The 11,206-nt window shown below is 58.8% G+C and carries 10 protein-coding genes and 1 pseudogene; 3 read left to right on the top strand and 8 right to left on the bottom strand.

Annotated features, from left to right (window positions below):
• Nucleotides 1–44: 44 nt before the first annotated feature.
• The 3 genes and pseudogenes from FHU12_RS24570 to ssb1 all read right to left on the bottom strand — a co-directional run bounded on the left by FHU12_RS24570 (nt 45) and on the right by ssb1 (nt 2,428).
• A complete protein-coding gene (locus FHU12_RS24570; protein WP_185742378.1) occupies nt 45–356 on the bottom strand; it encodes a hypothetical protein in 312 nt (103 codons plus the stop codon).
• Between the two features lie 89 nt (nt 357–445).
• A pseudogene (locus tag FHU12_RS24565) lies at nt 446–1,581 on the bottom strand (IS3 family transposase).
• A 313-nt stretch (nt 1,582–1,894) separates the two neighbouring features.
• Complete coding sequence (ssb1, locus tag FHU12_RS24555; RefSeq protein WP_063988542.1) at nt 1,895–2,428, bottom strand: single-stranded DNA-binding protein SSB1; 534 nt, start codon at nt 2,426–2,428, stop codon at nt 1,895–1,897.
• A gap of 277 nt (nt 2,429–2,705) precedes the next feature.
• Here ssb1 and uvrA point away from each other — a divergent pair, with 277 nt between their 5' ends.
• From uvrA to FHU12_RS24535, 3 genes are all read left to right on the top strand, one after another.
• On the top strand, nt 2,706–5,534 hold the full coding sequence (uvrA, locus tag FHU12_RS24545; RefSeq protein ID WP_141972302.1) for an excinuclease ABC subunit UvrA: 2,829 nt from the start codon (nt 2,706–2,708) through the stop codon (nt 5,532–5,534).
• A gap of 327 nt (nt 5,535–5,861) precedes the next feature.
• Nucleotides 5,862–6,668 carry a MipA/OmpV family protein gene (locus FHU12_RS24540; RefSeq protein ID WP_260440757.1) on the top strand — a complete coding sequence of 269 codons (807 nt, stop codon included), beginning with the start codon at nt 5,862–5,864 and terminating at the stop codon, nt 6,666–6,668.
• Between the two features lie 236 nt (nt 6,669–6,904).
• Nucleotides 6,905–7,702, top strand: coding sequence for a M48 family metallopeptidase (locus tag FHU12_RS24535; RefSeq protein ID WP_185742345.1), 798 nt, complete (start codon nt 6,905–6,907; stop codon nt 7,700–7,702).
• Between the two features lie 15 nt (nt 7,703–7,717).
• Here the strand turns inward: FHU12_RS24535 and maa are convergent, their stop codons facing one another.
• The 5 genes from maa to FHU12_RS24510 all read right to left on the bottom strand — a co-directional run bounded on the left by maa (nt 7,718) and on the right by FHU12_RS24510 (nt 11,076).
• Nucleotides 7,718–8,275, bottom strand: coding sequence for a maltose O-acetyltransferase (gene maa, locus FHU12_RS24530; RefSeq protein WP_141972296.1), 558 nt, complete (start codon nt 8,273–8,275; stop codon nt 7,718–7,720).
• A 152-nt stretch (nt 8,276–8,427) separates the two neighbouring features.
• Entirely contained in the window at nt 8,428–8,781 is a 354-nt protein-coding gene (locus tag FHU12_RS24525; protein WP_038874311.1) for an MmcQ/YjbR family DNA-binding protein, read from the bottom strand.
• 4 nt (nt 8,782–8,785) lie between these two features.
• Nucleotides 8,786–9,202 carry a secondary thiamine-phosphate synthase enzyme YjbQ gene (locus tag FHU12_RS24520; RefSeq protein WP_004936779.1) on the bottom strand — a complete coding sequence of 139 codons (417 nt, stop codon included), beginning with the start codon at nt 9,200–9,202 and terminating at the stop codon, nt 8,786–8,788.
• Nucleotides 9,203–9,328: 126 nt separating this feature from the next.
• Nucleotides 9,329–10,522: an amino acid aminotransferase gene (locus FHU12_RS24515; RefSeq protein WP_038874312.1), complete on the bottom strand. Its 1,194-nt coding sequence runs from the start codon at nt 10,520–10,522 to the stop codon at nt 9,329–9,331.
• Nucleotides 10,523–10,602: 80 nt separating this feature from the next.
• The gene (locus FHU12_RS24510) at nt 10,603–11,076 is read right to left on the bottom strand and encodes an Lrp/AsnC family transcriptional regulator (RefSeq protein WP_038874314.1); all 474 of its coding nucleotides are present in this window, start codon (nt 11,074–11,076) and stop codon (nt 10,603–10,605) included.
• Between the last annotated feature and the right edge of the window lie 130 nt (nt 11,077–11,206).

Raw genomic sequence — 11,206 nt, 5'->3', positions numbered from 1 at the left:
CTCCTTTATAAATAATATTACGAAAAATTATACTACCGAGATTATTATCGTTTTTCACCATCAGAACGCTCCCGGTCAATCTTTGTCAACTGCGCATTAAGTTGATGTTCTGTCATTCCATGTTTATATGCATTGTATTGCCAGATCACAAACTGCTGTTTGAACCTCCGGTTCTCTTCCCTAAGTTCTTCGACTTCGCTTTCCAGGTTCACAATCCTGGCAGCAGCAATGTTCAAACTAGCTGGACGCGGATTTTTGGGCCCCCGCCCTTTCAGCGCCTCTTTCTTCGTTTGATAGGCAGTAACTATTGCCTCATGTGCATTGAGGGACTGTCTTGACGGCAACTTTCCGACCAATGGTTCTGCCGCCTTGGACTGACCCCACCCCGGTAGACGATCCTGCCCTATAGTTGGACTGACCCGACGCTCGTAGACAAATTCTGTCCTCACGACGAGGCCCGTTCAAAGGCCTCCGGACTGACGCCGCCGAGGTGACTGTGACGCCGGGCCCGGTTGTAGAACACTTCAATGTAATCGAAGATATCCGCCCGGGCCAGATCCCGGGTTTTGTATATTCTCTTCCTGATGCGTTCTTTTTTCAGTGAACTGAAGAACGATTCGGCCACTGCATTATCCCAACAGTTACCACGCCGGCTCATACTGGGTGCCAGGTTATTGGCCCGACAAAACCGTTGCCAGTCGTCGCTGCCATACTGGCAACCCTAGTCTGAGTGCACGATGACCTCGCTGTCCGGTTTACGTCGCCAGACCGCCATCATCAGCGCATCCAGTGCCAGTTCGCGTGAGAGGGTTGGCTTCATCGACCAGCCCACCACGTTACGGGCGAAGAGGTCGATAACCACCGCCAGATACAACCAGCCCTGCCAGGTGCGGATGTAAGTGATGTCGGTGACCCAGACCTGATTGGCCCGGACAACGGTAAACTGCCGCTGTACGCGATTAGGGGCAACCACCGAAGGTCGGCCGGCGATACGCCGTGGTGTTTTATAGCCCCGCACGGCTTTAATCCAGTTCAGTTGCATAAGACGGCCCACCCGGTTTTTGCCGCAGGTTTCCCCGATTTCGTTCAGATCGCCATGAACCCGCCGGTAACCGTATACGCCTCCGCTCAGTGAATATGAATCACGGATAAGCGTCAGCAGACGCTGGTTATCTTTATCACGCGCCGAGACCGGGTTATGCAGCCACGCGTAGAACCCGGCCCGGGCGACATGCAGTACCCGACACATCGTCATCACACCCCATACAGTGCGGTGCTCATTGATAAAGCGGTACTTCAGTCGGGCTCCCTTGCAAAGTACCGCGCGGCCTTTTTCAGGATATCCCGTTCTTCTTCAGTACGTTTTAGCTGTGCCCGTAGTTTCAGGATCTCGCTTTTGGCTTCCAGTAAATCCCTAGCATGCTGTTCGCTGTTACCAGGTTTGATAGCCCGTAGCCACTTATAGAGGCTGTGTGCAGAAACACCCAAACGGTCAGATACTTCGGCAACGGAATAACCGCGTTCCGTTATCTGACGGACAGCTTCTTCCTTAAATTCAGGTGTAAATCGTGGTGTGCCCATACGCTCCTCCTATGCTCACACTATAGGGCAGGATCGTCTACCGGGGTGGGGTCAGTCCAACTATAGGGCAAGATCGTCTACCGGGGTGGGGTCAGTCCACAATAGCGTTCGCCACTATCCATGACAAATGTTGTAACTCTGTAGTTCTTTTCCATGCACTCACACCCCATAAACATTACACAATTACAAGGTACACTTTATGTGAAAGATCACCAATTTATACAAGACACTTTTTCCGACGATAGAAACAAAAAACCCCTGAATTAACAGGGGTCTATGTTTTCATTCTTTACAGATAACTCTAAGGTCATCTTCAGAACGGAATATCGTCGTCGAAATCCATTGGTGGTTCGTTGCTGCTGGCCGCCGGAGCGCTGTTCTGCGCCGGGCGAGACTGCTGCTGGCCGCCGCTGAACTGGTTGCCGCCCTGTGGCTGCTGAGGCTGGCCCCAACCGCCCTGGCCGCCGGCAGATTGACCGGCCGGTGCGCCGCCGCCCTGACGGCCGCCCAGCATCTGCATGGTGCCGCCGACGTTAACCACCACTTCGGTGGTGTATTTTTCCACGCCGGACTGATCGGTCCATTTACGCGTCTGCAGGGAGCCTTCGATGTAGACCTGAGAGCCTTTACGCAGGTATTCGCCCGCCACTTCGGCCAGTTTGCCGAACAGCACGACGCGGTGCCACTCGGTCTTCTCTTTCTGTTCGCCGGTCGCCTTGTCACGCCAGCTTTCGGAGGTCGCCAGGGTAATGTTGGCCACTGCGCCGCCGTTCGGCATGTAACGGACTTCTGGATCCTGACCCAGATTCCCGACCAGAATTACTTTGTTTACGCCTCTGCTGGCCATGAGCACTTCTCCCGATGATTGATTTCTACACAGTATAAACGCGTCAGTTTACCACGCTGAGTGCGAAACCACACCCGTGTTGATAAGTGCGAATTGCATTCCAGAATTGTCTTTTCGATCGACCTTGTTGCATTCGCATACTGGATATTCATTCAGGTTTTTTTGTGTCATAATTATGCGTTTCGACCAGGCTGTGCCGGTTTTTTGCGAGATCCATCACAAAATCCCCCGCAAAAATCGCGACAGGCGCGGTGTATCATCAAGACGGGAAGTGTAAATGGACAATATCGAAGTTCGTGGTGCTCGAACCCATAATCTGAAAAACATCAACCTGATCATCCCGCGTGACAAACTGATCGTCGTCACCGGCCTGTCCGGTTCCGGTAAGTCATCGCTGGCTTTCGATACGCTGTATGCCGAAGGGCAGCGGCGCTACGTCGAATCGCTCTCCGCCTATGCGCGCCAGTTCCTGTCGCTGATGGAAAAACCGGACGTCGATCATATCGAAGGCCTGTCGCCGGCGATCTCCATCGAGCAGAAGTCCACCTCGCACAACCCGCGATCCACGGTCGGCACCATCACCGAGATCCACGACTACCTGCGCCTGCTGTTCGCCCGCGTCGGCGAGCCGCGCTGCCCGGATCACCATGTGCCGCTGGCGGCGCAAACCGTCAGCCAAATGGTCGATAACGTGCTGAGCCAGCCGGAAGGCAAGCGCCTGATGCTGCTGGCGCCGGTGGTGAAAGACCGCAAGGGCGAGCACACCAAAACGCTGGAAAACCTGGCCGCCCAGGGCTATATCCGCGCGCGCATCGACGGTGAAGTGTGCGATCTGTCCGATCCGCCGAAGCTGGAGCTGCAGAAGAAACACACCATCGAAGTGGTGGTCGATCGCTTCAAGGTGCGCGACGACATGGCGCAACGCCTGGCCGAATCGTTCGAAACTGCGCTGGAACTGTCCGGCGGCACCGCGGTGGTGGCGGACATGGACGACGAAAAAGCGGACGAGCTGCTGTTCTCCGCCAACTTCGCCTGCCCGATCTGCGGCTACAGCATGCGCGAGCTGGAACCGCGCCTGTTTTCCTTCAACAACCCGGCCGGCGCCTGCCCGACCTGCGACGGCCTGGGCGTGCAGCAGTTCTTCGATCCGGATCGCGTGGTGCAAAACCCCGAGCTGTCGCTGGCCGGCGGCGCGATCCGCGGCTGGGATCGCCGCAACTTCTATTACTTCCAGATGCTGCGTTCGCTGGCGGATCACTATGAGTTCGACGTCGAGGCGCCGTTCAACACCCTGAGTGCCGACGTACAGAAGGCGGTGCTGAGCGGCTCCGGCAAAGAGTCGATCGAATTCAAATACATCAACGATCGCGGTGACACCACCGTGCGCCGCCATCCGTTCGAAGGCGTGCTGCACAACATGGAGCGCCGCTACAAAGAGACCGAATCCAGCGCGGTGCGCGAAGAGCTGGCGAAATTCATCAGCAACCGCCCTTGCGCCTCGTGCCACGGCACCCGCCTGCGCGAAGAAGCGCGCAACGTATTCGTCGAAGACACTACGCTGCCGGAGATCTCCGATCTGAGCATCGGCCATGCGATGACCTTCTTCCAGAACATGAAGCTCAGCGGCCAACGCGCCAAGATCGCCGAAAAAGTGCTGAAAGAGATCGGCGATCGCCTGAAATTCCTGGTGAACGTCGGCCTGAATTACCTGTCACTGTCCCGTTCGGCGGAGACGCTCTCCGGCGGCGAAGCGCAGCGTATTCGTTTGGCCAGCCAGATCGGCGCCGGCCTGGTGGGCGTGATGTACGTGCTGGATGAGCCGTCGATCGGCCTGCACCAGCGCGATAACGAGCGCCTGCTGGAAACGCTGATCCACCTGCGCAACCTCGGCAACACGGTAATCGTGGTGGAGCATGACGAAGACGCCATCCGCGCCGCCGACCACGTGATCGACATTGGCCCCGGCGCCGGCGTGCACGGCGGCCAGGTGGTGGCGGAAGGCACCGTCGACGACATCATGGCGCAGCCGGAGTCGCTGACCGGCCAGTTCCTCAGCGGCAAGCGCGAGATCGCCATCCCCGCGCAGCGCGTGCCGGCCGATCCGACCAAGGTGTTGAAGCTGAGCGGCGCGCGCGGCAACAACCTGAAGGACGTGACGCTGACGCTGCCGGTCGGTCTGTTTACCTGCATCACCGGCGTTTCCGGCTCCGGCAAATCGACGCTGATCAACGATACGCTGTTCCCGATCGCCCAGCGCCAGCTTAACGGCGCCACCATCGCCGAACCGGCGCCGTTCCGCGAAGTGACGGGCCTGGAACATTTCGACAAGGTGATCGACATCGATCAGAGCCCGATCGGCCGTACGCCACGCTCCAACCCGGCCACCTACACCGGCATCTTCACCCCGGTGCGCGAGCTGTTCGCCGGCGTGCCGGAATCGCGCAGCCGCGGTTATACGCCGGGCCGCTTCAGTTTCAACGTCAAGGGTGGGCGCTGTGAAGCCTGTCAGGGTGACGGGGTGATCAAGGTCGAGATGCACTTCCTGCCGGACATCTACGTACCGTGCGACCAGTGCAAGGGCAAGCGCTATAACCGCGAAACGCTGGAAGTGAAGTACAAGGGCAAAAGCATCCACGAAGTGCTGGAGATGACCATCGAAGAAGCGCGTGAGTTCTTCGACGCGGTGCCGGCGCTGGCGCGCAAGCTGCAGACCCTGATGGATGTCGGCCTGTCGTACATCCGCCTCGGCCAGTCGGCCACCACGCTCTCCGGCGGGGAGGCGCAGCGCGTCAAGCTGGCGCGCGAGCTGTCGAAACGCGGCACCGGCCAGACGCTGTATATCCTCGACGAACCGACCACCGGTCTGCACTTCGCCGATATCCAACAGCTGTTGGCGGTGCTGCACCAGTTGCGCGATCAGGGCAACACCATCGTGGTCATCGAGCATAACCTGGACGTGATCAAGACCGCCGACTGGATCGTCGATCTGGGGCCGGAAGGCGGCAGCGGCGGCGGCGAGATCCTGGTCGCCGGCACGCCGGAAACCGTGGCCGAGTGTGAAAAATCGCACACCGCACGCTTCCTGAAACCGCTGCTGGAAAAATAACGGCGGGTTATCCCTCTCAACGAGGCGGAATAGGCCGCCTCGTTGAGCGCTACCCCTCACCACCCGAGTAACGGCAAATCCTCTTCTCTGCATCATTCCTTTAAAAACAGGCAGTTTCTTCCCGGCCAATAATAAACTTCTCTCATCATGCCGCTCGTTTGGCTGTTGTTTATTCCTCATGCGTTTCACTGTTGCGGTGAAATAACGCCAATGACGCGCCGTCGTCTGCCAATTAATCAATATAAACCTGGAGTTTATAAATAAGCTGCAATTAATCGCCGGCCTGCGGGCCGTATATTCAATGGGATGATATAAAAGGTGTTTAACGTGGATAATAAACTGGCTACCTCTGCCACCGCGCTGTTCTTTCTGTTTCCTCTCGCCGCTCAGGCTCAGGACGGCGAGGCCTCTTTAACGCTCGCCGGCGGCCTCGCCGTCGCCCCCGCCTATGAAGGCTCTTCTTTTTACAGCATTGAACCCTTGTATCAGGTGAACGCCGGCTATCAAAACGCCAGCTGGGGAGAGTTCAGCGCAGGCAGCGAAGGTGCACGCTGGCAATTCCCTCTCGCCGGCCCCGTCGGCATCGCGTTATTGCTCAACTATGACGCCGGCCGTGACGAGGAAATCAGAACCTTGCGCGGGCGCAACACCCGACTCAAAGGCATGGGCAAGCTGGGTGGCGCACTGGAGGCCGGCGCCGAACTGAGCTACCAACTCGATCCTTTTCGCGCCTACGTAAAAGGCATGCAGGCGACGCGCAAGCGCAGCTACGGCGGGGAAGAACTGGGCCACACGGCCTATGTGGAAACCGGGCTCACCGGGCAATATCCGCTCAGCGAACGGCTGACGCTTATCGGCAACCTTTCCACCACCTGGGCCAACAGCGGCTATCAGCGCGGCTATTTCGGCGTGACGTCACAACAGGCACAGCGCAGCGCTTTCAGCACTTATCGGCCGGGCAGCGGTTTCAAGGACGCGACCCTCACCGCCGCCCTCAATTACCAATGGCGACCAAACGTAGCCTTCCAGGCCGGGGTTGGCGTGACCCGCCTACTGGGCGACGCGGCCGACAGCCCTATCGTCGAAAAAACCACGTCGGGTATGGCCTTCACCAGCGCCAGCTACAGCTTCTGATGCTTTATCCAATGAGAGCGAGCGCATACGCCAGACAGATAACGCAATAACGCGACGGCGAAAAAATAAACTATAGTTTAACGAATTGTGAGGTAAACAGGCGGATAATTAAGCCATGTCATATTTACCTGACAATATCTGGCGTTACTCGCCCTTATTAAGGATATTTTATGTGCCAACATCATTCGACAGAAAGTCGGAACTTCACGGCATTTCGCCACCGCTGGGAAATGCCCATGATCTGGCTATCGGCGATAATAACGCTTCTCGGTTTTTTATTTGGCATCGCCGCTATTGTCGCGTCCTCGGACGAGACGATTCGGGGCTTAGGCACGGAAGCCAAGGAAACATTGGATACGCTCAGCCTGTTCGCCTTATTACCGCTGATCCCCATCGCTTTCTATATTTATCGTTTCTATCTCGCCGCCCAGGCGAAATCCAACGCCTTGCGCGTCGGGCCGGCGCAATTTCCCGAGCTGTTCGCGCTGTATCAGGATATTGGCCGCCGCCTGGAGCTCAAGGCGCTGCCGAAGCTCTACCTGACCAACGGCAACGGCGTGGTCAACGCCTTCGCGCTGGAATGCAACCGCCGTCAGCGCTATGTGGTGATCCACGCTGAAATCGCCATGCTGATGCCCACCGCGCCGGAGATCGTGGAGTTCGTGCTGGCGCACGAGCTGGCCCACCACAAGCTGCGCCACGTGTCGCTGTGGCGCCTGGCGATCGGCGTCGTACCGCAGTCGCTGGTGCTGCCCGGCCTGGCGACCACCCGCGCGCAGGAGTATTCCGCAGACCGCGTGGCGCTCGCCGTATGCCCAAATTACGCCGACACGGTGCGGCTGCTGGCCGTCGGCCCCTGGATGCAGCACGGCGTGAATCCGCAGGCCTGGCTGGAACAGTGCGAAGAAGAGAATAAGGAGCTGTTTGTCCGCATCAGCAACCTGCTGTCGGATCATGCGGTGATGGTCAAACGCTTCAAGGCGCTCAAAGACATTGAGATGCACGGCTTCGAGCGCCACGGCAGCATGTTTTAATCCGCCCCACCGGGCCTACAGCGTTTTCAGCACCCGCGCGGGGTTGCCACCCACCACGCAGTTGGCCGGCACGTCTTTGGTGACCACCGCGCCGGAGGCCACGACCGCATTATCGCCGATGGTCACGCCCGGATTGATCACCGCGCGCCCGCCGATCCACACGTTATCGCCAATCCTGACCGGCTTACCGAACTCCGCGCCGCCGACGCGGGTCTCGGCGTCCAGCGGATGGGTCGCGGTGTAGATATGCACGCCCGGCGCCAGCAGGCAGTTGTCGCCGATATGCACCTCGCACACGTCGAGGATCACGCAGTCGAAATTGGCGTAGAAGTTCTTGCCGAGATAAATGTTATAGCCATAGTCGCAGCGGAAGGTCGGCTCGATGGTGCCGCCCTGATAGCCGCCCAGCAGCTCGTCCAGCCACTGTTTGCGCAGCTCGCCCTCTTCCGGCGAGGAGTGGTTATAGCGATGCGTCAACTGGCGCGCGCGCCGACGTTCGCTGCGCAGCAGGTCGTCGCCGGCGTCGTACAGCGCCCCGGCGATCATCTTGCGCTTTTCTTCGCTGATGGCCATGTCGGCCTCCTTAATTTTATCCGCGTTTCTTGAATGCCCAAGCGTAGCCGCTTTTGCCTGACGACAAAAAGGGAACGTTCCCAATTTAAAATCACGATCACGCTTTGACACGAAAAAACAGGAGAAAAACGGGCGGCGCCGCCGCCCGGCAGTCAGGCGCGCAGTTCCTGGCGCACGTGTTCGGGCAGGCCTTCCACCACCAGCTGATAGGAGCTGTCGATCAGCGTGTAAAACTGCGAGTTCGGCAGGTTGCCGTCGAGAAACACCGTATTCCAGTGCGCCTTGTTCAGGCCGGCGCAGGCGACGATCTCCGGGTGGTGTTCGCGCAGGCTTTCCGCCAGCTCCGGGCTGGACTTGACCGCCAGCGCCGGCCGCCCTTCGACCTCGCACACCATGGCGAACATCACGTCGCCCACCTTGATCTGGCTGGCCTGCCACTGGTTCTGGTCGCTTTGTTCCGCGCCCGGCTTCGCCATGCAGTACTCCAGCAATGCGCTGTTATTCATTGGGTTATTCCCCCTGTAAAGTGGCCACAATACGGCGTGCTCCGCCGTGGATGCGGTGCTCCCCCAGCCAGATGCCCTGCCATGTGCCCAACATCAGCCGCCCGTGCCTGACGGGCAGCGTCAAGGAAGCGCCCAACAGCGAGGATTTGATGTGCGCCGGCATGTCGTCCGGCCCTTCGTAGTCATGCTGATAGGGTGCGTTTTCCGGCACCTGGCGCAGGAAATGCTGCTCCATATCGGCTCGCACCGTGGGATCGCAGTTCTCGTTGAGCGTCAGCGAGGCCGAGGTATGCTGCAGCAACAGATGCAGCAGGCCGGTTTGCAGGCGGTGTAAGTGGGTTAACTGGTTGACGATCTCGTCGGTAACCAGATGAAAGCCACGCGCTTTTGCGCTGAGGATTAGCGTTTGCTGATGCCACATGAGTGAGCGCCCCTCAATCAGTATATTCTCTCTCCGGTTTGCGGCAACTTCGGCAGCGCGCCGGCAATAAAAAAGGAGCGATATCGCTATCGCTCCCCGATGAACGTCCGTTCAGACTAACAGGCGTTACTGCACCGCGGCAAACGCCTCGGCCACCTGACGCACGTTGTTGTGGTTCAGGCCGGCCACGCACATGCGGCCGCTGTGGATCAGGTAGACGCCGAACTCTTCACGCAAACGATCGACCTGCGCCGCGCTGAAGCCGGTGTAGCTGAACATGCCGCGCTGCGCCAGCAGGTAATCGAAGTTGCGCTGCGGCAGCGCGCTCTTCAGGGTGTCCACCAGCGCGTGACGCATCTCGAGAATGCGGGTACGCATGCTCTCCACTTCGTCCAGCCATTGGGTTTTCAACTGGGCGTCGTTCAGCACCTTGGCCACCAGCTGCGCGCCGAAATTCGGCGGGCTCGAGTAGTTGCGGCGAACGGTGGCCTTCAGCTGGCCCAGTACGCGCCCGGCCGCCTCTTCGCTTTCGCACACCACCGACAGGCCGCCGACGCGCTCGCCGTACAGCGAGAAGATCTTCGAGAACGAGTTGCTCACCAGGCACGGCAGGCCGGCCGCCGCGATGGCGCGAATGGCGTAGGCGTCCTGCTCCATGCCGCCGCCGAAGCCCTGATAGGCGATGTCGAGGAACGGAATGATCTCACGCTCGGCGATCACCTTAACCACCTCATCCCACTGGGCAGGGGTCAGGTCGGAACCGGTCGGGTTGTGGCAGCACGGGTGCAGCAGCGCGATGCTGTGCTTCGGCAGCTGTTTCAGCGCGGCGAGCATGGCGTCGAACTTCACGCCCAGGCTTTCGCTGTCGAAATACGGATAGGTATTCACCTTGAAACCGGCACCGCTGAAGATGGCGACGTGGTTTTCCCAAGTCGGATCGCTGACCCACACCTGCGAATCCGGGAAGTAGCTTTTCAGGAAGTCGGCGCCCACTTTCAACGCGCCGGAACCGCCGACGGTCTGAATGGTGGCGATACGCCCCTGCTGCAGCATCGGGTGCTGCGCGCCGAACAGCAGATGCTGGATGGCGGAACGGTAGGGTTGTAGCCCTTCCATCGGCAGGTATACCGAGGCGCCGTGCTCGACGCTGTTCAACTGCGCTTGCGCCGCAGCGACCGCCCGCATCTGCGGGATGATGCCCTGCGCATCGTAGTACAGGCCGATACTCAGGTTTACCTTGTGCGCGCGCGGGTCTTGTTTGAATTTTTCCATCAGCGACAGAATGGGATCGCCGGCATAGGCGTCAACGTTCTGGAACACGGGGTTTTTCTCCTGGTTTATTTATTGTGGTTTGGGCACAGCGTTACGTTCCTAATATAGACGGAAAACCGCATTCGGTTTTAGCTTTCTCGCGCCACCGGCAATAAACCGTTTTCCTTGATGCGATTGAGCACCACCGCCGTTTTGATATGCGCCACGCTTTTGTGCGGCGACAGCGTCTGACTGATGAATTCGCTCAGCGCCGGCAGGTCTGCCACCGCCACTTTCAACAGGTAATCGGCGTCGCCGGTAGTCTTGTAAGCGTCAAGGATCGCGTCCACGTCCTCCAGCATCTGATGAAAGCTGTCGATCTGCTCCTGCGCGTGCGTGATCAGGCTAACCTCAATCAGCCCCACCAGCCCCAGGCCGACCGCCTCGGGCGCCAGCCGCGCGTGGTAGCCGCGGATCAGCTGCGCCTGCTCCAGGCTGATGCGCCGCCGCGAACACTGGGAGGCCGAGAGCCCGACCAGCTCGCTCAACTCCTGATTAGTCAGACGCCCGTTGGCCTGTAACAGCGTCAGGATTTTCATATCAAAATCGTCAATGTTGTACATAGCCACCTGTAAACTGTGTTAATAAATGTTGACGTTACAGCCTACCAGTTTTTTTACCGTTGCCGACGTCACACCCTGGCGCTTAAATCGCGTACAGCAGCAACGCCCGGCGTTTTCGCCGGTAAGCGGC

The sequence above is a fragment of the Serratia marcescens genome, from assembly GCF_006715005.1.
Lineage (GTDB): Bacteria > Pseudomonadota > Gammaproteobacteria > Enterobacterales > Enterobacteriaceae > Serratia > Serratia montpellierensis.
Note: the sequence above shows the minus strand (reverse complement) of the source record. Positions and strands in the feature narration are given on the sequence as shown.

Coding starts and splice junctions, on each gene's coding strand:
- ssb1 (WP_063988542.1), bottom strand. CDS start 2,428: ATGGCCAGCAGAGGCGTAAACAAAGTAATTCTGGTCGGGAATCTGGGT.
- uvrA (WP_141972302.1), top strand. CDS start 2,706: ATGGACAATATCGAAGTTCGTGGTGCTCGAACCCATAATCTGAAAAAC.
- FHU12_RS24535 (WP_185742345.1), top strand. CDS start 6,905: ATGATCTGGCTATCGGCGATAATAACGCTTCTCGGTTTTTTATTTGGC.
- maa (WP_141972296.1), bottom strand. CDS start 8,275: ATGGCCATCAGCGAAGAAAAGCGCAAGATGATCGCCGGGGCGCTGTAC.
- FHU12_RS24525 (WP_038874311.1), bottom strand. CDS start 8,781: ATGAATAACAGCGCATTGCTGGAGTACTGCATGGCGAAGCCGGGCGCG.
- FHU12_RS24520 (WP_004936779.1), bottom strand. CDS start 9,202: ATGTGGCATCAGCAAACGCTAATCCTCAGCGCAAAAGCGCGTGGCTTT.
- FHU12_RS24510 (WP_038874314.1), bottom strand. CDS start 11,076: ATGTACAACATTGACGATTTTGATATGAAAATCCTGACGCTGTTACAG.